General features: G+C 62.6%; 20 protein-coding genes. 10 read left to right on the top strand and 10 right to left on the bottom strand.

Annotated elements, in window-relative coordinates; all coding sequences use genetic code 11:
* The first annotated feature begins 421 nt into the window (after positions 1-421).
* A complete protein-coding gene (locus DSC91_RS06360; RefSeq protein ID WP_115777341.1) occupies positions 422-2,596 on the top strand; it encodes a M1 family metallopeptidase in 2,175 nt (724 codons plus the stop codon).
* Positions 2,597-2,796: 200 nt separating this feature from the next.
* Here DSC91_RS06360 and DSC91_RS06365 read toward each other — a convergent pair whose 3' ends face one another.
* The gene (locus tag DSC91_RS06365; RefSeq protein ID WP_115777342.1) at positions 2,797-3,531 is read right to left on the bottom strand and encodes a hypothetical protein; all 735 of its coding nucleotides are present in this window, start codon (positions 3,529-3,531) and stop codon (positions 2,797-2,799) included.
* A 172-nt stretch (positions 3,532-3,703) separates the two neighbouring features.
* Entirely contained in the window at positions 3,704-3,895 is a 192-nt protein-coding gene (locus DSC91_RS06370; protein ID WP_115777343.1) for a hypothetical protein, read from the bottom strand.
* A 233-nt stretch (positions 3,896-4,128) separates the two neighbouring features.
* On the opposite strand from DSC91_RS06370, the gene DSC91_RS06375 reads away from it, so the two are divergent.
* The 4 genes from DSC91_RS06375 (at position 4,129) to DSC91_RS06390 (ending at position 7,950) form a co-directional block, all read left to right on the top strand.
* Positions 4,129-5,082: a metallophosphoesterase family protein gene (locus DSC91_RS06375; protein ID WP_115777344.1), complete on the top strand. Its 954-nt coding sequence runs from the start codon at positions 4,129-4,131 to the stop codon at positions 5,080-5,082.
* A 32-nt stretch (positions 5,083-5,114) separates the two neighbouring features.
* The gene (locus tag DSC91_RS06380; RefSeq protein WP_115777345.1) at positions 5,115-5,459 is read left to right on the top strand and encodes a cupredoxin domain-containing protein; all 345 of its coding nucleotides are present in this window, start codon (positions 5,115-5,117) and stop codon (positions 5,457-5,459) included.
* A 429-nt stretch (positions 5,460-5,888) separates the two neighbouring features.
* A complete protein-coding gene (locus DSC91_RS06385) occupies positions 5,889-6,845 on the top strand; it encodes a hypothetical protein (RefSeq protein WP_115777346.1) in 957 nt (318 codons plus the stop codon).
* Positions 6,805-7,950 (top strand): GGDEF domain-containing protein, encoded by a 1,146-nt coding sequence (locus DSC91_RS06390; RefSeq protein WP_115777347.1) that lies wholly within the window; start codon positions 6,805-6,807, stop codon positions 7,948-7,950. Before DSC91_RS06385 ends, DSC91_RS06390 begins: the two co-directional genes overlap by 41 nt.
* Before the next feature lie 81 nt (positions 7,951-8,031).
* Here the strand turns inward: DSC91_RS06390 and DSC91_RS06395 are convergent, their stop codons facing one another.
* From DSC91_RS06395 to DSC91_RS06405, 3 genes are read right to left on the bottom strand one after another with little or no spacing between them, the layout of a single operon-like run.
* A complete protein-coding gene (locus DSC91_RS06395) occupies positions 8,032-8,229 on the bottom strand; it encodes a DUF1289 domain-containing protein (protein WP_167470492.1) in 198 nt (65 codons plus the stop codon).
* Positions 8,230-8,231: 2 nt separating this feature from the next.
* Positions 8,232-9,365 carry a CDF family Co(II)/Ni(II) efflux transporter DmeF gene (gene dmeF, locus DSC91_RS06400; protein WP_115777349.1) on the bottom strand — a complete coding sequence of 378 codons (1,134 nt, stop codon included), beginning with the start codon at positions 9,363-9,365 and terminating at the stop codon, positions 8,232-8,234.
* Between the two features lie 13 nt (positions 9,366-9,378).
* Positions 9,379-9,654, bottom strand: a complete 276-nt coding sequence (locus tag DSC91_RS06405; protein WP_115777350.1) for a metal/formaldehyde-sensitive transcriptional repressor — start codon at positions 9,652-9,654, stop codon at positions 9,379-9,381.
* Positions 9,655-9,846: 192 nt separating this feature from the next.
* Here DSC91_RS06405 and DSC91_RS06410 point away from each other — a divergent pair, with 192 nt between their 5' ends.
* Positions 9,847-10,686, top strand: coding sequence for a phytochelatin synthase family protein (locus tag DSC91_RS06410; protein ID WP_115779722.1), 840 nt, complete (start codon positions 9,847-9,849; stop codon positions 10,684-10,686).
* A gap of 74 nt (positions 10,687-10,760) precedes the next feature.
* Here DSC91_RS06410 and DSC91_RS06415 read toward each other — a convergent pair whose 3' ends face one another.
* The 3 genes from DSC91_RS06415 to DSC91_RS06425 form a co-directional block, all read right to left on the bottom strand.
* Positions 10,761-11,408, bottom strand: a complete 648-nt coding sequence (locus tag DSC91_RS06415; protein ID WP_115777351.1) for a glutathione S-transferase family protein — start codon at positions 11,406-11,408, stop codon at positions 10,761-10,763.
* A gap of 232 nt (positions 11,409-11,640) precedes the next feature.
* Positions 11,641-13,113, bottom strand: coding sequence for a sodium:solute symporter family protein (locus tag DSC91_RS06420; RefSeq protein WP_115777352.1), 1,473 nt, complete (start codon positions 13,111-13,113; stop codon positions 11,641-11,643).
* On the bottom strand, positions 13,110-13,325 hold the full coding sequence (locus DSC91_RS06425) for a DUF3311 domain-containing protein (RefSeq protein WP_115777353.1): 216 nt from the start codon (positions 13,323-13,325) through the stop codon (positions 13,110-13,112). The genes DSC91_RS06420 and DSC91_RS06425 overlap by 4 nt, the downstream gene beginning before the upstream one ends.
* Positions 13,326-13,686: 361 nt before the next feature.
* Between DSC91_RS06425 and DSC91_RS06430 the strand changes: the two genes are divergently transcribed.
* Both DSC91_RS06430 and DSC91_RS06435 read left to right on the top strand, forming a co-directional pair.
* Positions 13,687-14,364 carry a MarC family protein gene (locus DSC91_RS06430; RefSeq protein WP_115777354.1) on the top strand — a complete coding sequence of 226 codons (678 nt, stop codon included), beginning with the start codon at positions 13,687-13,689 and terminating at the stop codon, positions 14,362-14,364.
* Positions 14,365-14,449: 85 nt separating this feature from the next.
* Positions 14,450-15,283, top strand: a complete 834-nt coding sequence (locus tag DSC91_RS06435) for a class II glutamine amidotransferase (RefSeq protein ID WP_115777355.1) — start codon at positions 14,450-14,452, stop codon at positions 15,281-15,283.
* A gap of 69 nt (positions 15,284-15,352) precedes the next feature.
* On the opposite strand, the gene DSC91_RS06440 is transcribed toward DSC91_RS06435, so the two are convergent.
* A complete protein-coding gene (locus tag DSC91_RS06440) occupies positions 15,353-17,104 on the bottom strand; it encodes a cobaltochelatase CobT-related protein (protein WP_115777356.1) in 1,752 nt (583 codons plus the stop codon).
* A gap of 36 nt (positions 17,105-17,140) precedes the next feature.
* Positions 17,141-18,367 carry an AAA family ATPase gene (locus DSC91_RS06445; protein ID WP_115777357.1) on the bottom strand — a complete coding sequence of 409 codons (1,227 nt, stop codon included), beginning with the start codon at positions 18,365-18,367 and terminating at the stop codon, positions 17,141-17,143.
* A 307-nt stretch (positions 18,368-18,674) separates the two neighbouring features.
* Between DSC91_RS06445 and DSC91_RS06450 the strand changes: the two genes are divergently transcribed.
* Both DSC91_RS06450 and tkt read left to right on the top strand, forming a co-directional pair.
* A complete protein-coding gene (locus DSC91_RS06450) occupies positions 18,675-19,781 on the top strand; it encodes a porin (protein WP_115777358.1) in 1,107 nt (368 codons plus the stop codon).
* A 399-nt stretch (positions 19,782-20,180) separates the two neighbouring features.
* Positions 20,181-22,265, top strand: coding sequence for a transketolase (tkt, locus tag DSC91_RS06460; protein ID WP_115777360.1), 2,085 nt, complete (start codon positions 20,181-20,183; stop codon positions 22,263-22,265).
* Positions 22,266-22,294: the final 29 nt, after the last annotated feature.

The following is a 22,294-nucleotide window of genomic DNA, read 5'->3' on the forward strand; positions in this document are numbered from 1 at the left end:
ATTACTTCATCCATTCGATTTGCATACGCAACACGACAGTGAAAGAAAGATTGTGAAAGGAAGTTGACACAAGAACGTTTGCCAATCTAGGCTACGCACTGTCGCTAAAAACTGACCCGGTTCCTGTCCACCTGCTTGCAGATATAGGCAAATGCAGGTCAGCCGCTGCTTTGCCCGTCAGTCAGGCGATTGGATCAAGCAGCAGGAAAACGGCTCACGTCGTCTTTCTGAAAGCGTTGTAATGAATAAGCGAAGCAATTCTAAAATCAGCCACAAGCGCTGAGGCAGTAACACGTCTTTATATTCTCGCTAGCAATCCGGTGCTGGTGCGGGAGACCTTTTTTGCTGAAAAAACAGAGAAACACAGCTTAAGCACACATCGCACTTTCTTTATGCCGATTTTGTCAGTCGAGGATTAACAATGCGTATAAATTTCCGATTGCAGATACAATGTCTGGCGTTAGCCGGAATAATGGTTCTGGCGGGTTGCGGCGGTTCGGACAGCTCGCCGGCGCTCTCGAGCAAGTCCGCCCAGGCGCCCACGGCCGCGTCCGATGTGCCGCTCGCCCCGCCCACTGCGCCGATCGTTGCGGATGCATCGATCAACAAGAGCGTGCCGCCGGTCGAATTGCCAGACACGGTCACGCCGATCAACTACAAGCTGTGGTTCCGGCCGAATCCGGCGCTTTCTTCATTCGACGGTCGCGCGGACGTCCAGATCAAGGTGCTGAAGGCTGTCAACGCGATCACGATTGCCGGGCACCGCATCAAGTTCACGAACGGCACGATCACGCTGCAGCCCGGCAACATCCCGCTGATCGCCACGCCGCAAGACGACGGCGATTTCTACCAGCTTCGCCCAGTGAGCGGGCAGATCGCCGCCGGCAACTACTCGCTGCACATGGAGTGGAGCGGCATCATCAACTTCAAGACCTATGACGATCCGGTCGCGAAGACTGGCGGCAGTTGCGGCAACGATCCCTATCCGGGTTGCTCCGCGGCGGAGGGCGTGTTCCGCGTCGACCTGAAGTCGACCGACGGCACGACGAGCGGCGCGATTCTCACGCAAGGCGAGTCGAACCTGGCGCGTCAATGGTTCCCCGGTTGGGACGAGCCGGCCTTCAGGCCTACCTATGAGGTGAGCGCGGAGGTCCCGCAAAACTGGAACGTGGTCTCGAACGCGGCGGAAAAACCGGCCGTGAATGTGGATAGCGGCTACAAGCTGGTGTCGTTCGAAAAGACGCCGCCGATGCCTTCGTATCTGCTCTTCTTCGGCGGTGGCCAGTTCGACATTCTCGAAGACGACTTCTCGAGTCCGCTGCCCGACCGTAAGGGCCTGCATCTGCGAATCTTCACGCCGCCCGGCATGCGTGACTGGGCGAAACCGGCGATGCAGCAGACCAAGCAGGCGCTCGATTACTACTACCGCTACACCGGCATTCCGCTGCCGCTCACCAAGTTCGACACGATCGCCGCCAACGACGCGTTCAAGGAGCAGAAAGACCTGAACTTCGGCGGGATGGAGAACTGGGGCGCGATTCTCGAATTCGCCGACGACATTCTGCCGGCGCCGGGCACCGCCATGTCCGACTATGGCGTGACGGTCTTGACGCATGAGGCCGCGCATCAGTGGTTCGGCGATCTGGTCACGCTCGACTGGTGGGACGACGTGTGGCTGAACGAGTCGTTCGCGACGTTCTTCGAGAACAAGACCAAGGTGCGTTTCTTCCCGGACCGCTTCAGCTGGGTCGACCAGGTAAAGAACAAGTACGCGGTCATCAACGCCGATCTGAAATCCACCTCGTTCCCCGTGCAACCGAACTTCAACGGCTGGGCTTCGAACGACTTCGTGCTGAGCGCCAGCGCCTTTACGTACGACAAGGGCGGCCATGTGCTGAAGATGCTGGAGAACTATCTCGGCGAAGACGTGTTGCGCAAGGGGTTGCAGTCGTATCTGGCCGACTACGCGCTCGGCAACGGCACGCCGAAACGTTTGTGGGACGAACTGGCGAAGGCCAGCGGCGAGCCGATGGTCGCGATCGGCGACAGTTTCGTGCGGCAGACCGGCGTGCCTTTGCTTTCGCTCGACACCCAGTGCGATCTGACGACCAATCAGACCGTGGTCACGCTGAAGCAGTCGCCATTCCCGAACCAGAACCTGTATCCCGGCACGCAATGGGCCATTCCGCTGACGCTCGCCTACGGTGACGGACTGACCTCGCGCAAGACGATTGCAATGAAGGACACGCAAATGCAGGTGCGTCTGAACGGCTGTTCGGCCGTGCTCGCGGGTCCGAGCGGCCTCGACTACTACGTGACGAATTACAGCAACAATGCATGGAGTCAGTTGCTGGCGCAGGGTAACGCGCTGAAGGATCCGGTGTTGCTGACCAGTCTGCAACTCGAGGCCAGGCTGCTGGTGAAGAACGGTTTGGCGGACCCGTCGCGGGCCACCAGCATCGGTTCGCTTAACCCGGCGGCTGCACCGCTCGCGCGTCAGTTGCTGATGACCGCGCCGACGACCCAGTCGCTGCGTCCGACGATCCGGTATCAAGGCAAGTTCAAGCTGAAGCCGCAAGCGCTGCAAGCGCAATAGACCCGGTAAGCCCGGTAAGCCGGTAAGCCGGACAAACGGCCTCGAGCCGTATCGAGCCGCCGTAACGGGCGAGTCCGTGGCCCGCATCCTCATGCGATGCGGGCCACGGCACGTCGGTTGCATCGCGCAAACGCGGCGTCTTCAATCAAGCTTTGACATATGCATCCATGCAGGCAAGCGATCGAGCGCGCCTGTGCCGCTCATGCCGAACTCGGTCGGCGCTCCAGCCAGTTGCGCAACAGACCCGCGAAAAGCGCGCTAACGACCACCGCAAGATAAAGCGTGACGAGACTGTGACGCCACGTTTCGAGCGTGAGTTGATGCGTCAGCAGTTTCGAATCGGGCGCCGGGAGGACGGCATGCATTGCCACGACAGCCTGCTTCATCCGCAGAAAGCCCACGGCGGACAGCATGGGCAAACCCACGAGGAAGGCCAGCAGGGCGGGTCTTGCGCGTTGCATCGCCGGATAGTGGCGCAAGCGGAACCACACGCCGAGGCAGCCATGGATCCAGCCCGGCGCGAGCAGCGCAAGCTGCAGACCCTGCGTGCCGCTCGTGATCAGCGATATCACGATTCGCTCGTAGTTCGGCTCGAAGCCATACAGCGATGTCGCGAGGCGCGTCGCCACGGCATGCCGGATGAGCAGCAGGGGCAGGCTGAGTCCTGCCCACAGCCGGATCCATTCGGCGGGCGGAAGCACCCAGTGGCGACGCCCATAAATCGTGCGCACAGCCAGCGCGAAATGGAGCAGGGCTGCGCCGTACAGCAGAATCGTGCCGGGGGCGCTATGCCAGATCCACAGGGCGAGCGTGAGTCCGCGCCCGGCAAGATCGAGCGACCAGATTCCGAGCGCGTGGTTGACCAGGTGCAAAAATAGATAAATCAGCAGCACGACGCCCGAGCCGAGTTGCAAGCGGCGCAGAACGGGCAGCATTTCCGGTCGCACATCATTCTCCTTTCAAATTGTAGGCTCCGGAAAGCGGCACGGGAGACCGCAGTCGAACCGCGTCGAACCTGCGGCCGCGCCGGCCCTCCCAGGCGCCTGACGTGCCTGACGTGCCTGACGTGCCTGACGTGCCTGACGCGCCCGACGCCTTTGACGCGCCTCACGCTCTGCGAATGGGCGTGGCGGTGCGTTTCCGATGTCCGCTCTGTTGCACGGCGCCCTGGCGCACCGCTTCGGCAAATCGCTGCAATGCGGATAGCGAGCCGCACACGCTCTGGTATTCCTCGCGGCCAATCCTGCCGTCGAGGATGACCGCCATGCCCGAGGCACGGGCCATGTCGATGATGTCCATGTTGGCTACTCCTTTCAGGTTCTCTCACCTGCATGACCGCCGCCGCGGCCCGGCTATTCCCATGGGTTCCGGCGCCGGCGATGCAAGCCTGGACAGCCGGATTCGGCTGCCGGCGCCAATTTTTTCTTTCCGGGAATAAAACCGCCGGCACCGCAGTCTTCCTGATGAACCGAGTCGTGAGGCCCGCCGGATGATCCCGCGGTTTGCCTGCGAATCCTTATCGTGAGGTCAACATGTCGTCACATCATTCCGATCCTGCATTTAACCCGTCACGCCGCGGCGCGCTGAAGTGTCTCGCATACGGCGGCGTAGGCACGGTGTTCGTTCTCGCCGGCGGCATTCTAACGCCGGTGGAGCTGGCCCTCGCGGCCGACGAGAAATCAGCTTCGGCGTCCGGGGGCATACCGCTTTTCCTGCAGATCAGCGATTCACATATCGGCTTCAATAAAGAAGCCAATCCGGACGTCGCCGGCACGCTCAAACAAACAATCGACTACGTCAACGCCATGCCGGTCAAGCCCGCGCTGACCATCCATACGGGCGACATCACGCATCTTTCCAAGCCGGCGGAGTTCGATCTCGCGGCGCAGTTGATGTCCGGTCTGAATATCACGGAGCTGCACACCGTGCCCGGCGAGCACGACGTGACGGACGGCCCCGGAACCGAATACTTCAGCCGCTTCGGCAAGGCTTCGGACAATAAAGGCTATTACAGCTTCGACCACAACGGCGTGCACTTCGTCGCACTCGTCAACGTGATGCATTTCAAGCCGAATGGATTGGGAGGGCTGGGCGACGACCAGCTCGCCTGGCTCGAAAGCGACCTGAAGGGCCGTTCGTCCAGCACGCCGATCGTCGTCTTCGCGCACATGCCCATGTGGACGATCTACGAACCCTGGGGATGGGGGACGGGCGATGCCGGCCAGGCCATGAGCTATCTGAAGCGCTTCGGTTCGGTGACCGTGCTGAACGGCCATATTCATCAGATCGTGTCGAAGGTCGAAGGCAATATCACTTTCCATACCGCCCGCTCGACAGCGTATCCGCAACCGACTGCCGGCAATGGTCCCGGCCCTGGGCCGCTCACGGTAGCGAGCGATCAGCTCCCGAAGATGCTCGGGGTGACCAGCATCAAGATCGCGCATCATCCGCTCAAGGCGACGCTATCCGATACGACGCTCGTTTGAATTCAGGTTTTTTCTTTCGCTGGAGATCAGTTATGCAAAACAATACTATTTGCCGCGCGTTTTTTGCGCTGCTCGGGGGGGCGGCGCTCATCGCGGCGTCGGCCGGACTTTCCGTTGCACGAGCGCAGACGCCCAACGCCGTGGTGATCAAGAACTTCATGTTCTCGCCGATGGCGATGACGGTCAAAGCCGGCTCGACGGTGACGTGGAAAAATCTCGACGGCGAGCCGCATACGGTCGTCAACGATGCGGGCATGTTCCGCTCCGCCGCGCTCGATCAGAACGACACGTTCCAGTTCAAGTTCGACAAGCCAGGCGTGTACAAGGTGTTTTGCGGCATCCATCCCAACATGAAAGAAACGATCACGGTGCAATAGGTGCAATAGGTGCAATAGGTGCAATAGGTGCAATAGGTGCCGGATCGGCGGTGGGGCGCCATGCGCCCCATCAGGCATGCGCCGCGTTTCAAGCGGCGGCCGCCGATCGGCACGTTCCGCATTGGCGTGTTTATTGCGTGATGGAGGGCATGCGGTACGTGCTCCCGTCACCGTCTCCAACCCCGGCGTGGAACCGGTGCGCAAGCGCTCGCCGCACAGCGCGCAGATACGCGCGGCGTTGAATCCTTTACCTGTCTCATTGATGCAAAGCGGACTCGCAAAGCGCGCGTTTAAAGCGCAGCATTGCCGTATTGCCGCTACCCGGCGAGCGGGATCAATTCTTTCAACGTCGCCCGAGCGACCCCGCCGAACCGTATGAACAAAGTCTGCTTACGCGTCGAACGCGTAGGGATTCCGGAGAGTATTGCGATGCTCAACGATACCGACTTTTCAAAATCTGCCGAAGGGAACCCGAATACTGGCTTCGACGCCGGCGCAGAGCCGTCGTCTGCGACACCGCCCGCGCGATTCGGGCGTCTCGCACTGTGCGTCGCCACGGCAAGCGCGCTGGCTTTCGGCGTGGTGGGTACGGTCGCGTACGGCGTCTGGTTCAACCACGATCAGCAAGCGTATGCCGACGCGATGGCGCGCGCGCGGCAGGCGCTCGGCACGGCTGCGTCAGCGGCTGCAGGTCCGACGTCGGCGAATTCGATTGCGCCGCCACGGCCGTCAGCTTTCGCGCCAGCGACGCGATCGGCGACGGCGACGGCGACGGCGGAGGGGAAAGCGAGCGGCATGCAAGCACCCGCAGTTGAATCGGCGGCAACGGGCACGCAGGTGACGGCGGGTATTCCGGCGCCGGTGGCTACGCCGGCGCCGGCAGTTGCACCGGCAACAGCACATACTCCGGCAACGGCAGCTGCACCGGTGCCAGCAATTGCACCGTCGATGGCACCTACTCCTCCGGCAACAGCGGCTGCACCAGGACCAGCAGTTGCACCGGCAACAGCACCGGCGCAGATAGCAGCGGCCGAATCAGACGGAGAAGAAGGCGGAAAACTGGCCTCCTGGTCCGGCCCGGTCACGCGACTCCCGGCGTCCACGGTTCGTCAAACCAGCGTGGCCGATGCAACACCGGCCGTGGCTGCGTCTTCCGCGCCTGCCGTTCAAGGCGCGGCGCCCCCGGCCAATCCTGCTCCGCAGCAGTTGGCGTCCGGCCGGCCCGGCAGAGATGCGCGTCTCGCGCAGCAGGATCGTCGAGCTGCTTCGAACGCCAATGCCCGGCACAAGGGCAGTCTGTTTGCCCGGATGAGTTCGTTCTTTCGTCGCGTGAGTTACCGTCAGCATGGCACCGGAAGCCAGCAAGACGTCTATTCCCATCCCTGAGCGGGCGCATACCCGGCGCGCCGCTCGCGGCCGCGCCCTCGCGATCCGCCTCGGACCGGGTCCGGCTGTGATTGCCGCCGCCGCGCTGGGCTGTCTGCTGATCGGCCTTCTGTATCTGGCCCTGCAAGTCCGGACGATCTTTTCCGACCAACTGAAGCAGGAATACGCAGGGCTCGTTCTCGAAGCGGTCGAACGAGCGGAAAGCGCCCGGAGTCTGGTCGGCGTCTGGCAGCAACTGCCCGACGCCACGGAAAACAAAACTGCCGGGTATCGGCACGCGCGCACCGAACTCGCCCGTCGCCTCACGTCGCTCGCGGCGCTGGTGAATGCGAGTCCGTCGGCTGCGCCCCGCGTGCCGGCATTCTTGCTCGCGCCCGACGCCGATCTGCGCGACACGGATGCGGCCCTCAGTGCCGTGTCGGCCTGGTGGCGAGCGCAGCGCGACGCCGACAGCGCCGACGTGCGTGTGCGGATCGCCCATGTCGCGCACACGCTGATCGCGGCGGCGGCGTTGCTGTTCTGCATGCTGATCACCGCTCTCGGCATGTATGCCAAACGGAATCGCCTGCTGGCGGGGCAGTCGCACGAATTCGAATGGGCGGCGCTGCACGACGCGATGACCGGCTTGCCGAACCGGCGCAAGCTGTTTGCCTCGCTGGAAGAGGCGGCGACGAAACCGCCCGCGCTCACGGTGCCGTGCAAAATTGCCGTGCTGTATGTCGATCTGGATGGATTCAAGCAGGTCAATGACTCGCTCGGGCACCGCGTCGGCGATGAATTTCTGATCGCGGTGTCGAAACGCTTTCGTGAGTCGGTGCGTAAAGTCGATGTCGTCGCCCGGATTGGCGGCGACGAATTCGCCGTTCTGGTCCGCGAATTTTCGACCAACGCGGAACTCGGCGAAATCGCCCGGCGGCTCATCGCCTGCGTGGTTCAAACGGACAAGGAGATGGGGGTCGGGCGGGTTCGCGCCAGCATCGGCATCGCCAGTTTTCCGGATTCCGTCGACGATTACCAACGCCTCGTAGCCGCGGCCGACGAGGCGATGTACCGGGTCAAGCGCAACGGGAAGAATAGTTACGCGTTCGCCGATCAGGCGCGCTGACTCGCGCCTTTACGATGCCTGCGTCTGCTGCGTCTGCTGCGTCTGCTGCGTCTACTGCGTTTGCTGCGTTTGCTGCGTCTGTTACGTCTCCTGCGTTTGCTGTGTCTCCGGCTTCACCTTCGCCTTGCGGCGCGACGCGTCGTTGATGACCTGATGGCGCCGGTGGTCAGTCATGTTTTTCCATTCGCGAATCTCGTCGCGGGTGCGCAGGCATCCGATGCAGAAGCCCGTTTTGCCGTCGATCTTGCAGATGTCGATGCAGGGTGATTGAATGGCCATCTTCAGGCGGTCAGTTCCGTTGGGTTGACTTCGACGGTGACGTGCGACAGTCCGTTAAAGCGTTTCAGCAAGGCGTGATAGAAACGCGAGTCATGCCGCGTTTCCTGGGTGGCGACGGATATTACCGCACTCATATGACCGGGCCCCACGCGCCAGACGTGCAAGTCGAGCACCTTGTCGCCGTTGTCCTCGATAGCGTGACGCACGTTCTCCGTCATACGCTGGTCGGGGTTGATATCGAGCAGGATTGCACCGGTGTCGCGGATCAGCCCGTATGACCAGTTTGCAATCACCAGCGCGCCGATGATGCCGGCGAGCGGGTCCATCCAGAGCCAGCCGAATTCACGCGCCAGAACGAGGCCGATGATGGCCAGCACCGACACCGCGGCATCCGCGATCACGTGAATGTAGGCCGAGCGGATGTTGTGATCCCGCTGGGCCGCGCTTTCGGCGTCGAGGTGGGCGGCGTGAGCGTGATTGTCGTGATTGTCGTGAGCGTGGTGAGCATGACCTTCTGCGTGATCGTGATCCCCGTGAGCATGAGCTTCATGTCCGTGATCGTGTTCCCCGTGACCATGACCTTCGCGTCCGTGAACGTGTTCGTCATGCTCATGACCGTGGTGCCCATGCCCATGCCCATGCCCATGCCCATGACTGTGTCCATGCCCATGGTGATCGCCGCGCAGCAGCCACACGCTGGCCAGATTCACCAGCAGTCCCACCACGGCAATCGGAATCGCTTCACCGAAATGAATCGGCACGGGCGAGAGAAAGCGCGCCACCGCTTCGTAGCCGATCAGCAGCGCAATCATAGCCAGCGCAATGGCGCTCGTGAAGCCCGCGAGGTCGCCTAGCTTGCCGGTGCCGAATACGAAGCGCGAGTCGCTCGCATGCCTGCGCGCGTACGTATAAGCGAGCGCCGCGATCAGCATCGCTCCTGCGTGCGTCGACATGTGCAGACCGTCGGCGACGAGCGCCAGCGAGCCGAACAGGCTGCCGCCGACGATTTCGGCAACCATCATCGCGGCGCATAAGGCGATCACCGCCCATGTTCTGCGTTCGTTTTTTTCATGGGCGGCGCCCAGAAAAATGTGATCGTGTCCCGCGCCGAAGGCGGCGTTTCTGAAGTCACTCATGTCCTGCTCCGGTCTACTTGAAATAACTATGAACGACTTCGATGAGCTGTTCAGTGGCGCTGCCGACAGGGGCCTCGTCGGTATGCGCATCCACCAGGTGATTTCGGATGTGGTCCTCGAGCACGACCGCCAGCAGGCCGTTCATCGCGCCACGGCAGCTGGTGATCTGCTGAAGGACGTCGGCGCAGCCGCGCTCGTCTTCGAGTGCGCGTTCGATGGCCTCGATTTGCCCCTTGATGCGGCGAACGCGGTTAAGCAGCTTCTGTTTTTCCCGGATCGTGTGGCCCATGAATGCACTCTAAATACCCTAGGGGGGTATATATTATCAGATCGGACGGACAGCGGTTCAGTTCGCCCGCCGTCTGGCCGCACATTCACGCGCTCATCGGTTTCGTGTTAAAAAACCGGAGCTTGCCGATGTGGGATGACATGCATCGGCACGGCCAAAGCGGTTCCGAATTCATCTGAAGCGGAAGAGTCGATGTCCAGATATTCATTGATGCGCGCCGTCGAGCGCGTAGGCAGGCCTGAGTGGATCGTTGTGGTGCTGGCGGCAACACTGGCGGCCTGCGTGCCGCTTCCACCGGCTGCCAATCGGGCCACGGATCAAGCTTCACATCAAGATACGCATCAAGCCCCCGCACCGGGTGCGTCGCGCGCAGCCGACGGGCCGTTGCCCGTTCCGCCGAACCTCGTTGCGCTGACGCAGCCGGCAGGTCAGAAGCGTTTGATGGCCGCCACCCGTAACCAGTCGTACTGGCCGCTTTCGCAGTATTTCGAAACGCAGCGCAACGAAGCCTACTGTTCGGTCGCGACCTCGGTGATGGCGCTCAATGCATTGGGTATTCGCCGTCCGGCGTCGACGCAGTACCCGGATTTCCCATTTTTCTCGCAAGAGGATTTTTTTCGCGGCATCGATCCGCAGGTGGCGAATGCCGCGCAAGTGTCGAAGGAGGGCATGACGCTCGACCAGCTCGGCACGGCCCTAAGCGCATTTCCTGTCGAGGTGAGGAAATTCCATGCCGGCGATCTGACGCTCGATCAGTTTCGCGATCTGATCCGGAACACGACGGGCCACAGCGACCGCTTTGCGCTGTTGAACTTCAGGCGGGTGGAGATTGGCGAAGCAGGCGGCGGGCACTGGTCGCCGCTTGCCGCCTACGACGCCGCAAGCGACAGCGCGCTGCTTCTCGATGTGGCGCGCTACAAATATCCGGCTGTCTGGGTGCCGGTCGCTCAACTGTACGCGGGGGCGCAAGCGGTCGACAACGTGAGCGGACTTTCACGCGGCATCGTGATCGTCGGCACGCGTGCGAATTAACGAACTGGCAACTTGATCTGCACGGCCTTCCGGTCAAGCCGACCGGAGCCAGCCGCGAATGGGTTGCGCGCGCATCAATCGTCCTGGTTGCGCCATTCGGTGAGTCCCTCTCGTGTATTCAATTCGATGAACGAGGGCAGGGCGCGCAGTCCACGGATATAGCGCGCAAGATGCGGCCAGCCGAGTGCGGGTTGCGGCATATGCCGTGTCCAGCGCATCAGCACGATCGCGAGGAAATCGGCGGTGCTGAGCGTGCCGCCGATCAGATAGTCACGTCCGTCGGCGAGATCGGCGTCGAGCCGGTTACAGGCTTCTTCGATGCGCCGCCGCGCAAGCGCCTGGACCGCTTCGGCACCGGCAGGATCGCCGTCGACGCCCGCATAGAACCAGTCGCGCATGGCGGGCAACAGCGTGTTGGCCAGATAGATCATCAACTCCAGCCACGCCGCACGATCGACGGAGCCTGGCGCCGGTGCGAGGGCGGCTTCAGGATGCCGCTCGGCCAGCAGCATCAGCAGCGCGGCGGACTCGTGGCGTGGCGCCCCGTCGACTACCAATGTGGGAACGCGGCCCGAAGGATTCAACCGAAGATATTCAGGGTTTCGCTGATTGCCGGCGTCGATGTCGACAAGGTGGACGTCGAACGGGATGTTCATTTCTATCAACATCCAGTGAACGGCCATGCTTGCAGCGCCCGGCGAGTAGTAAAGAAGATAGTCCATTCGTTCGCTCCGCATACTCGTCCGGTTATTCGGTCATTCGATTCGATCGACTTCAAGTCGGGCGTAGTCTAGCCTGATTCGCGAAGGCCTCCCACTCGATAGACTCACGAAAATGGCATGACGTGTGCCCCATTCTGTCTGACGTCGAACGCTGCGGGAGACGTGAAAAAGGGGCTGGCGCTTCAGGCGACCAGCCCCTTCAACCGCTAGACAGGACGCTACGAAGAAAACCTCAATGCACCGGCGCGTGAGTCTGCTCGACCGGCCGCGGCTGCGTCACCGCGCTCACCACGGCAAAGACAATCACGTTCACGGCCAGCGCCAGGAAGCCGATATTGACGTCCTTCAGCGCGTCGGGCAAAAACGGCATCAATTGTGCAACAGTCAGATGCAGGGTGGTCGTTAGGGTCACCACCGCAACGCCCGCGAGAATCCCGCAAAACGCGCCGTACTTGGTCGCGCGGTTGTGCGGCAGCAAACTGCAGATCACCGCCGGAAACAGCTGGGTCACGAAGCTGTAACCCATCAGCAGCAACGCCACGATCGTTTCGCCGCCATGCAGCGTAAAGCCCACTGCCACCAGCGCCACCAGCGGCACCAGAAAGCGCGCGAGCTTCGCCACCGTCGCGTCCGACGCCTTGCGGCTTATCATGCCGCGATACACGTCGTTGGCGAGCAGCGTGGACGCCGACGTCAGGATCATCGAGCCCGGCACCAGCGCCGTCAGAATCCCGGCTGCGCCGATCACGCCGACGAACCATGGGTCGAAGGTCTGCAGCGACAGGCGGAACAGCGACAGGTCGATGTCGCCGCCCTTCAGGCCCGGCACCTTCAGCGTCGCCGCAAAGCCCACGAAGAACACGAACAGCAGAATCAACTGGTACAGCGGCAGCACCATCGCGTTGCGCCGGAAAATACGCTCGTCCTTCGCCGTGAAAATCGAACCGAACGTGTGCGGCCACATGAAGAAGCCCAGCGCGGTCAGGAGCACGGTCGACTGGAACCAGGTGACGCTCGAACCCTTGGCCGGGAAGGTCAGGAAGCCCGGGCGCGCGGCGTCGATGGCGTGGAACATCTCGCCGAGGCCGCCGTAGTAGTGCAACGGTAAATAGATGCCGAGGAACAGCACGATCGCCAGAATCAGCAGATCCTTCACCACCGAATTCCACGCGGAGCCGCGCACGCCGGAGACGGTCACGTAAGACGTCACCACCGCGGCGCCGATCCAGATGGCGGCTGTCGACGAAATCGCGCCATACGAGGCCGTCGCCACGATGATGCCGAGGCCCTTGAGTTGCAGCACGAGGTACGGAATCAGCGCGGCCACGCCGACCAGCGCGACGAGCGTGCCGAGCGCCGGGCTGTCGTACTTGCGCGTGAAAAAGTGCGGCTGCGAGACGAGATGGTGATTTTTCGCGTAACGCCAGATGGGCGGCAGCATCCAGTACGAGAGGATGTACGCCAGCGTGCCGTAGGCAAGAATGTAGTAGACCGGTGCGCCCTTGCCGTAGGCAAAGCCGCTACCGCCGAGGAAGGTGAAGGTGGTGTAGATTTCGCCCGCCATCAGCAGGAACACGAACGCGGTGCCGAAACTGCGTCCGCCCACGGTCCACTGTTCCAGACTCATGTCGTGGCCGCGCCGCGCGCGCATGCCCAGGTACAGCGCAAACAGCGTAATGGCCGCAATGATGACGAGTGCGCTCATGATCGGACCTCTTCGCCTTCCACGGCGAGCTGACGGTTGCTCGGGTCCAGGCGGTAGATGATCGCCATGATGATCGAACTCAGCACGACCCACATGACGATCCAGGCCAGCACGAACGGTATGCCGAGCACCAGCGGCTCGACGTAATTCACAAACGGGACGCCGAGCAGAATGCCGACGAACGGCAGTGCGGCGAGTACACGAAGCAACATGGGGGCAACTCCTCGAACCGGTAAGTACGTCTCGTTGATCTCGTTGAAAGTGCGGCTTCGCTGGGGACTGTATGCCTGATGCTTCGGTTGCGTAAAGTCAGTCAAAAAAGTGTAGGCTTTCCGAAAGTTGTGCGCGCATCTTTCGGCGTTCGTCTGCTGCGGTGCAGCGCCGCGCGCCGCTTGCATCGCCCCCCTTTTTTACCAATTTGCGTGCCGCGCCGCGATATCATCTGACCCACGCAACGCGAGCATCGATCTGGACAGCCCGAAGGCGTCCGGCACTTCAACCTGGCGTGGCGCTCTTGTGGGCAGTCAGTCAATCAGTCAGGCCGCCCGAGCCGCTGCACGAAACGGATCGCATATGGTCGACAGTCTGATCTCGGACATCCTCTTTGGCTTTACGGGTTTGATCAGCATCATCAACCCAATCGGCATGGCGTTCGTCTTTCTCGACCGGACCGCATCGCTCACCACGGAAGACCGCACGGCGCTCGCCAAGAAGATCGCCTTCAACGTCATGTGCGTATTGCTTGTCGCCTTCTTCGTCGGCACCCCGATTCTCCATTTCTTCGGCATCTCCATGGAGGCATTGCGCATTGGCGGAGGCCTCGCGGTCGCGGTCGGCGGCTGGCAGATGCTCAACGCGCCGGACACGCAACCGGCCGAGCAGCCGTCGGTCAAGCGCGTGGATGCGGACAACGCCACGTCGAAGGCGTTCTTCCCGCTCACCATTCCACTCACCACCGGGCCGGGCTCGATCGCCACCGCGATCGCGCTGACCGCGAACCGCACGCATAAGCTCTCGGCGTTCGTGCTGTCTAGCATCGCGTCGGTGGTGATCACGCTGCTGGTGGCGGCCACCGTGTATCTGATCTACAGCCGGGCGGTGGTTTTTGCCAAGTATCTCGGCGTGGACGGCACCAAGGTCGCGATGCGCGTCTCGTCGTTTCTGCTGCTGTGCATCGGCGTGCAGATTATCCTGACCGGTTTCTCGGAGTTCCTGATACCGATCGCGCAGATGCAACCCGTGGTCAAATAGCGATCGGCGGCGCGCGAGCCTGCTCGAGGCTGCGCGAGGTTCGTCAGACATCTCGTCGCATGTCGTTGCAACAGGAGGGGAACTCATGTGCCGCTGGCTCGCTTATACCGGTAACGCGCTTCAACTCGAAACGGTGCTGTTCAACGCCAAACACTCCCTGATCGACCAGAGCCTGCATTCGCGGCTCGGCCAGACCACCACGAACGGCGACGGCTTCGGCATCGGCTGGTACGGTCATCCGACCGACATCCCGTTTCGCTACCGCTGCATCCAGCCCGCATGGAGCGATCGCAATCTGCGCGAGGCCGCGCGGGCGATCCGCGCGCCGCTGTTCGTCGCGCACATACGTGCGGCCACCGGCACGCCGTCGCAGGAAACCAACTGTCATCCGTTCCGTTACGGCCGATGGCTCTTCATGCATAACGGACTCGTGCGCAACTTTCCGCTGGTACGCCGCGATCTGATGCTGGCGATCGATCCAGGATTGTTTCCGTCGGTCGAAGGCTCGACGGATTCCGAGGTGCTGTTTTTTCTCGCGCTGACCTTCGGTCTCGAACTCGCGCCGGTGACCGCGCTCGAACGGATGGTGGGTTTCGTCGAAGACATCGGGCGCAAACACGGCGTCGATGAACCGTTGAACATGACCATATGCGCCACCGACGGCGAGCAGATCGTCGCGGTTCGCTATTCGAGCGAAGGGCAGTCGCGCTCGCTCTTCCACAGCACTTCGTTCCGGCATCTGCACGATCTGTATCCGGACGACCCGCGCATCGCGACGGCGGGTGAAGACGCCTTTCTGGTGTTGTCGGAGCCGCTCTCGGATTTGCCTGGCTGGTGGGAGGAGATTCCGGAGAGCACGGCGGTGATCGCACGGGGCGGGGAAATCGAGCAGTATCCGTTCAAGCCGCAACTGGCGTAGGCGCGCCGTCGAAGAGTCCGTTGGATGTGGGGCGATGCGGGTCGATGCGGGTCGATGCGGGCCGATGCGTCAGCGCGTCAGCAACATCGCACTCAAGACCGAGAACACCGTCGACGGCAACTCGGCAAGCCGGCTCACCACCACGTTGTGCGGATAGAAGTCCTCGACCGCATCGGTCAGCACGCCGATCCCCAGCAGTTCGATGCCGCGCTTCTGGATCGCCGCCACGCGTTCGCGCAGATCGTGGCGCAAGACCTGCGGGTCGCCGTCGCCGGTCGACGGATAGCCGTCGGAGAACACGATCAGAATACGCCGCTCGGCTCGATGATCCGCGAGCCGCGTCGCGGCCCAGGCGAGCGCCTCGCCGTCCGGATTCTCGTGGCCGCAATCGATCGCGGCGATCCCGTTCAGATCGATCGCGCCAAAGCGTTTGTAGACCTTCAGATCGAGCCGTTCCACAAAGCGGTTGTAGCGCTGCAGATCCGCGCCGGCCGCCCGTTGCCGTTCGTACAGTTGCTTCATCGGCGCGGACTCGAGCGAGCAATAGCCGAGCACTTCGCAGTCGAACGACAGTTGCGTCAGCGCATCGCACAGCGCGGTCGCGCACAGGCGCGCGAGCTCGATCTTGCGCCCGGCCATCGAGCCGCTGCGATCGATCAGCAAGGTCACGGCGACGTCGCGTCCTTTGGCCGCCCGCTGCGTGCGAAACGGCGTGCGATAACCGGGCGAGGTCGCCAGTTTGGCCAGCGCGGTGCGGTCGATCTCGCCGCGTTCCTGTTCGCGGCGCCAACGGGTGCGTTCGTCGGCGCTTAGCGCACGCTCGAGTTTCTCCTTGAGCGGCGCCGTGTCCGCCCGCGCCTGCGCGCGAAGCTCGCGCCATGTCGCGCTGTCGCCTTGACCGGTGAGGTCGGCGATCTCGTCGAACTCGGTGGCGAGCGGAATCGAGAGCCGCGTGCGAGCGACGCTTGCCGCCGCGCCGGCGTCGCCTTCGGAACGTGCAGACGGTCGCTGTGCATCGGCCAGCGATTGCCCCATGCCCACCGCGTTTTCCGCTTGTGCGCCACCGCTTCTGTCGGACGGCGGCGAGGCTGCGCTGTTCCGATCGGGGAAGACCGCATCGTCATCGTCGAACGGTGCGCACGAAGCGGCGGAAGTTTGCGTGTCGATGTCCTCGACCGGATCCGCGGTGAACACCATGCTGTTGACATCGCCTGCGGACAAGGCCCGCACGCGCGCCACCAGGGCCTGCGCCGCCGCGATGCTTTGCGCGGTCGAACGGCTTTCGCGCGACTCGTCCAGCAGGTCCTGCGCGGCGTGCAGCGCGGCCAGCAGGGAATGACCCGCTTCGGTCCGGGTCGGCGTTTCGTCCCACAGCGTGCGCTCCACCAGCCAGACCAGCCGGTCGCGCCAATGGAGTTTCGGCCAGCGTTGCCGCGCCTGCTCGGCGGCATGCCCGCGCAGTTTGCCGATGAACCAGCGCGCGCCGGGATACTCGTCGAGCAGTTGTGAACAAACGCGTCGGTCCTCGATCACCTGCGCGAGATTCGCGGCCACGCCGGGTGGCAGCGCGTTCATCTGCGCGAGCGACGAATGTTTGGCGCGTGCCACCAGCAGATCCAGATAGCCGGTCAGCACGTCGCGCTCGATGCCGCCGCTCAACTCGTAGTCGGGAATCACAATGCGGCCGGGCTCCACGCGCGGCCCATCCGGGCTGAAGGCGACTGTCACGCCGTATTGTCCGGTCAGCACGCGCGCCACCTTGCTGAGCGTCGATTCAAACGCGAAGCCTCGGGTGTCGCGCAGGGCATGCATGGCGGTCATCGTGCGTATCGTGCTCACTTTTACCGACAGGCGGCGTCAGGCGGCCGGCGCAATGTGATGGCGAACGATACCGCGAATCAGCGCCGCGTCTTCGGGGCTGACCTTCGCGTAGATCGCGGGACCGGCGGCGCGTTCGGGGTCGCCGGTGCGCAGCATCAGCTCGGCCCAGTCGAGCAGGCGCCGCGTGGAGAATGCGCTCGACAGGTCTTCGCGGGCGAACGCCGCGCGGCAGTCGGCGGCAATCGCGGCGAGGGTCGCGGCGAGCGCGCGTGTCATATGCGGGGCGAGGGTGCGCATCAGCACGTCGGCTTCTTCGGCGGGCGTCAGATAGTCGAGCATGTAGACGCGCCAGCGATCGAGAAACGCCTCGTTCATCAGATTCGCGCCCTGATACAGATGACGGAACTGGCTCATCGCGCCGACCGCATTGGCCGTGGCGAACAACCGGAACGCGGGATGCGGCGCGACGATCTCGTTGCCTTTTTCCTTCAGCACGAGACGGCCATGCGGTTCGAGCACGGCGGTGAGGGCGGCCAGAATCGACGGCTCGGCGAAATCGATTTCGTCGACGATCAGCCATAAGCCTTCGCGCATCGCCGTGGGCAGCACGCCGTCCACCCAGATCGTCTCGCCACCCTTGACCGTCCAGAAACCGACAAAATCGCCGACGGTGGTTTGCCCGTTCATGTTCGAGCGCAGCACGCCGTGATGCGAGCGCGCGGCAACCTGTTCGATCAGGCTGGTCTTGCCGGCGCCGGTGTGGCCGATCAGCATGACACGCCGGTTCTCCACGATGTCCTCGACGATGTCGTTAAAGCGCTCGGAAAACAGATAGGCAGGATTGACGCGCGGCACGAGCGGCGTCTCGACGCCGCAGGGCACGTCGACACGGCCGACGCGCACGGTTCCGCCCGCGCCCTCCGCCTGCGGACGCCGCTTCGCCGCCGAGGCGAGCGTCGCAACGCGCTGCAGCTCCGGCATGAAGGCCACCCGGCCGGCCGTGCCTGTTGCGTCCGCTGCGTCGGGCGTATCGATCGCAAAGCCTTCGCGGCGCCACTTCTTCAGTTTCGCGCGGAGGTTCTCCGCGTCGACCACCAGATCGATATCGACGGATCCGGCGCTGCTGCCGTCATCGACGCCATGCTCGAGCCGATAGCTCTCCGGCCGGTCCGCCACGCTGACGCGCCACCATTCCGCACCGCTTTCCGTCACACGTTGGTAAAGGCCAAGGTTTTCGTCTTCGGTCAGTTCAGGCGCGTTCATGGCGAGTGGCAAATATGAATGATGGTCAAAGACGATTGATGCGTTTCGATTTGGCTGAGGCCGAATGACCGACTATCTTATCGTCAGTACCTTTCGATTCCCTCGGCAAGGGTTTCCTTTGAGGCACGTCGATTTTCCTTTGAAGCACGCCGATTCAACTGTGGATTTTCAAGGCCGGGCGCGCTGTCAGCAAAAGTTTATTGCGTCAAACGGACAGGCTATGAAGCATCCATTACCTATAGTTCGTGCGCGAAGCGTGTAGTTTTGCAACATTCTATTCTCGACAGAAGAAACTCACGGCAAAACAATGAGACTCCATACGAAACTAATGGCCGCCCTGGCGGTGGCAAGTCCGCTGGCATACGGTCAGACGAGCGTGTCGTTATATGGCCGTCTCGACGGCGGTCTGGAATATCTGAATCACATCGACAATGGCGCGGGCGGCAGTTCGAGCCGCTGGAGTGCTGAAGGCGGCGATTGGGGCACCAGTATGCTGGGCCTCAAAGGCAATGAAGATCTGGGCGGCGGCCTGAGTGCGATCTTCAACCTCGAAACCGGTCTGCAGATCATGAATGGCACGACGAGCGGCGGACGGTTGTGGTCACGGCGTGCCTTCGTCGGCCTGAAGAGCGATCAGTTGGGCACGCTGCAAGCCGGGCGCAATCTGTTTATCGATAGCGACGGCGTGTGGGAATTCGATCCGTTCGTGCAGCAGGCATTTTCGTCGGCGTCGCTCGTGCGTGGGCGCAACTGGCAGCAGACCAGCAACAACGTCGAGTATCACAGCCCGGTGTTCTGGGGCTTCGACGTGCAGGCGCAATACGCGTTGGGCAATCAGGCCGGCGCATTCAACCGCGGTGCGTCAGGCGAGTTTGGCCGCTCCGACGGCATCATGCTGACCTATCACTCGCCGCTCTTCGACGTGCGCGGCATCTACGACGAACTGCGTGACAGCAACGGGCGCTTCAGCAATATCTTCCAGGCTTCGCGCGAATATTTCGCCGGTGCGAATGTGCATTTCGATGCGTGGAAGATCCAGGGCGCGTATACGCATTACTCGGCGCCGGATTCACCGGTGGGCGTGGCCGATAGTGCCGATCACTACTGGCTCGGCGCGACGTACAACATCCAGTCGCGCTGGGCGGTGACGGCGGGCGGCTATTACATCAAGGTCGGCGACGGCGGCGGCGATGCCGCGCACGACCCGTCCGGCCACGCGATGATGTACCTGCTCGGCACGACCTATAACCTGTCGAAGCGTACCTTCGTGTACGGCACGGTGGGCTACGTGCGCAACGGCAGCAACTCGAATTTCTCGCTTGAAGCGTCGCCGCGCGATGCCACCAATAACACGAGCCCACTTACCGGTGAATCGCAAACCGGCGCGTATGTCGGGATGCTGCATCAGTTTTAACGCGGCTTTGGCGGCATGCCCGGCAGCAACGTTGGCAACACAGCAAACAGCATTAAAAACAGGTGGGCGATACGACAGGCATCGCAGCGTCTGCAGTACGTATTCGTATTGCGGCCCCCGAATCCCGCGCAATGCCGGAGAAGTAGCGCGCCGGACAGAATCGCAAGCCGCTTGAAAGAACGGTCGCCAATCATCGGCACGGCACAGCACGGCACGACGCGGCACAGGATGTAACGCGCCGTGCAGATTCGCGCGCATCGGCGCATCATCGATGAGCCTTGTGGTCCTCATGCGTTCTTCCACGTTCTTGCACGTTTTTCCAGACGAACACCGGTCGCCGACCCACCGATACAGTGCGCGTCCCGGCGATGCCTCCAACCGCCGAACAAGGAGTGTCCCATGCAAAACGATCCCGCCCTCGATCAGTTGTGCATCAACACGATTCGCACGCTGTCGATGGACGCAGTGCAAAAGGCCAATTCCGGTCACCCCGGCACGCCGATGGCATTGGCGCCGGTCGCCTACCATCTGTGGCAAAACCACCTTCGCTACGATCCGGACGAGCCGCTGTGGCCGAATCGGGACCGCTTCGTGCTCTCGGTGGGGCACGCGTCGATGCTGTTGTACTCGCTGCTGCATCTGGCGAACGTGAAGGCCGTGGACGAGCATGGCAAGCCGACCGGTTCGCCCGCCGTCTCGCTCGACGACATCGAACATTTCCGCCAGATCGACAGCAAGACGCCTGGCCACCCCGAATTCCGCTTGACCACCGGTGTGGAAACGACCACCGGCCCGCTCGGCCAGGGGCTGGGCAATAGCGTCGGCATGGCGATGGCGGCACGCTGGCACGAAAGCCACTTCAACCAGCCCGATGCACCGCTGTTCGATTACCGCGTCTATGCGCTATGCGGCGACGGCGACATGATGGAAGGCATCTCGCACGAAGCCGCTTCGCTGGCGGGGCATCTGAAGCTGTCGAATCTGATCTGGATCTACGACAGCAACCGCATCACCATCGAGGGCCACACCGACCTCGCGTACAGCGACGACGTGGAGAGCCGTTTCCGCGGCTACAACTGGCACACGCTGCATGTGAACGATGCGAACGACACCGCGGCGCTGGAGGCCGCGCTGGTCGAGGCAAAAAGCGTCACGGATAGGCCGACGCTGATCGTGGTCCATAGCATCATCGCTTGGGGCGCGCCGCACAAGCAGGACACGTCTGCCGCGCATGGCGAGGCATTGGGTGTCGAAGAAGTGGCGCTGACCAAGAAGTTCTATGGCTGGCCCGAAGACAAATTCTTCTACGTGCCGGACGGCGTGCACGAACGCTTTGCGCAGGGTATCGGCGCGCGTGGCAAGACGGCGCGCGCGGAATGGCAGGCCCGGTACGATACATACAGGAAGCAATACCCGGACCTGTCGCGTGAATTCGCACAGATGGAGGCGCACGAATTGCCGCAGGGTTGGGACAGCGACATCCCCGCCTTCGATGCCGATCCGAAAGGCCTTGCCTCGCGCGACTCGTCGGGCAAGGTACTGAACGCCATTGCCGCACGCGTGCCCTGGATGATCGGCGGTGCGGCCGATCTCGCGCCGTCCACCAAAACCAATCTGAAATTCGAAGGTGCCGGCAGCTTCGAATCGGGCAACTATGGTGGATGCAACCTGCACTTCGGGATTCGCGAGCACGGAATGGGGGCGGCGGTGAACGGGCTCGCGTTGTCGAACATGCGGCCGTTCGGTTCGACCTTCCTGATTTTTAGCGACTACATGAAACCGCCGATTCGCCTTTCCGCGATCATGGAGGTACCGGCGATCTACGTGTTCACGCACGATTCGATCGGCGTCGGCGAGGATGGTCCGACCCATCAGCCGATCGAGCAACTGGCTTCGCTGCGTGGCGTGCCGGGACTGACGGTGCTGCGTCCGGGCGATGCGAATGAGGTTGCCGAGGCCTGGCGAGTGGCGATGTCGCATCCGCGGCGGCCGTCGTGCATCATCGTGTCGCGTCAGGCGCTGCCGACTCTGGACCGCACGCGCTATGCGTCGGCGAAAGGCGTGCAGAAGGGCGCTTATGTGCTCGCCGATGCGCCTGTCGGGCAGAAGCCTGAAGTGATTCTGCTCGGCACGGGCAGCGAGCTGTCGCTATGCGCCGACGTCTACGAGAAGCTCAGTAGCGAAGGGATTGCGGCACGCGTGGTATCGATGCCGTCGTGGGACATCTTCGAGCAACAGGACGCGGCCTATCGGGATGCCGTGCTGCCGCCCGATGTGGATGCGCGCGTGGCCGTCGAGCAGGCGGCCACGCTGGGTTGGGACCGCTATGTCGGACGGCTCGGCGCGCAGGTGGTGATGCATACGTTCGGCGCCTCCGCGCCGCTCGCCGATCTGAAGAAGAAGTTCGGCTTCACGCCGGAGCGCGTGTACGACGCGGCGAAGCAGCAGATTGCGCGGGTGAAGGGCGGGAGCGGCAAGGCGTAGGGTGTGTGTTTGCAGACGGTCGTTAGCGC

The organism is Paraburkholderia caffeinilytica (genome assembly GCF_003368325.1).
In the GTDB taxonomy this organism is placed as follows: Bacteria; Pseudomonadota; Gammaproteobacteria; order Burkholderiales; family Burkholderiaceae; genus Paraburkholderia; species Paraburkholderia caffeinilytica.

What these genes read in the sequence shown, in the direction of transcription:
- DSC91_RS06360 (WP_115777341.1), top strand. Translation starts at nt 422, where the DNA reads ATGCGTATAAATTTCCGATTGCAGATACAATGTCTGGCGTTAGCCGGA.
- DSC91_RS06365 (WP_115777342.1), bottom strand. Translation starts at nt 3,531, where the DNA reads ATGCTGCCCGTTCTGCGCCGCTTGCAACTCGGCTCGGGCGTCGTGCTG.
- DSC91_RS06370 (WP_115777343.1), bottom strand. Translation starts at nt 3,895, where the DNA reads ATGGACATCATCGACATGGCCCGTGCCTCGGGCATGGCGGTCATCCTC.
- DSC91_RS06375 (WP_115777344.1), top strand. Translation starts at nt 4,129, where the DNA reads ATGTCGTCACATCATTCCGATCCTGCATTTAACCCGTCACGCCGCGGC.
- DSC91_RS06380 (WP_115777345.1), top strand. Translation starts at nt 5,115, where the DNA reads ATGCAAAACAATACTATTTGCCGCGCGTTTTTTGCGCTGCTCGGGGGG.
- DSC91_RS06385 (WP_115777346.1), top strand. Translation starts at nt 5,889, where the DNA reads ATGCTCAACGATACCGACTTTTCAAAATCTGCCGAAGGGAACCCGAAT.
- DSC91_RS06390 (WP_115777347.1), top strand. Translation starts at nt 6,805, where the DNA reads ATGGCACCGGAAGCCAGCAAGACGTCTATTCCCATCCCTGAGCGGGCG.
- DSC91_RS06395 (WP_167470492.1), bottom strand. Translation starts at nt 8,229, where the DNA reads ATGGCCATTCAATCACCCTGCATCGACATCTGCAAGATCGACGGCAAA.
- dmeF (WP_115777349.1), bottom strand. Translation starts at nt 9,365, where the DNA reads ATGAGTGACTTCAGAAACGCCGCCTTCGGCGCGGGACACGATCACATT.
- DSC91_RS06405 (WP_115777350.1), bottom strand. Translation starts at nt 9,654, where the DNA reads ATGGGCCACACGATCCGGGAAAAACAGAAGCTGCTTAACCGCGTTCGC.
- DSC91_RS06410 (WP_115779722.1), top strand. Translation starts at nt 9,847, where the DNA reads ATGTCCAGATATTCATTGATGCGCGCCGTCGAGCGCGTAGGCAGGCCT.
- DSC91_RS06415 (WP_115777351.1), bottom strand. Translation starts at nt 11,408, where the DNA reads ATGGACTATCTTCTTTACTACTCGCCGGGCGCTGCAAGCATGGCCGTT.
- DSC91_RS06420 (WP_115777352.1), bottom strand. Translation starts at nt 13,113, where the DNA reads ATGAGCGCACTCGTCATCATTGCGGCCATTACGCTGTTTGCGCTGTAC.
- DSC91_RS06425 (WP_115777353.1), bottom strand. Translation starts at nt 13,325, where the DNA reads ATGTTGCTTCGTGTACTCGCCGCACTGCCGTTCGTCGGCATTCTGCTC.
- DSC91_RS06430 (WP_115777354.1), top strand. Translation starts at nt 13,687, where the DNA reads ATGGTCGACAGTCTGATCTCGGACATCCTCTTTGGCTTTACGGGTTTG.
- DSC91_RS06435 (WP_115777355.1), top strand. Translation starts at nt 14,450, where the DNA reads ATGTGCCGCTGGCTCGCTTATACCGGTAACGCGCTTCAACTCGAAACG.
- DSC91_RS06440 (WP_115777356.1), bottom strand. Translation starts at nt 17,104, where the DNA reads ATGACCGCCATGCATGCCCTGCGCGACACCCGAGGCTTCGCGTTTGAA.
- DSC91_RS06445 (WP_115777357.1), bottom strand. Translation starts at nt 18,367, where the DNA reads ATGAACGCGCCTGAACTGACCGAAGACGAAAACCTTGGCCTTTACCAA.
- DSC91_RS06450 (WP_115777358.1), top strand. Translation starts at nt 18,675, where the DNA reads ATGAGACTCCATACGAAACTAATGGCCGCCCTGGCGGTGGCAAGTCCG.
- tkt (WP_115777360.1), top strand. Translation starts at nt 20,181, where the DNA reads ATGCAAAACGATCCCGCCCTCGATCAGTTGTGCATCAACACGATTCGC.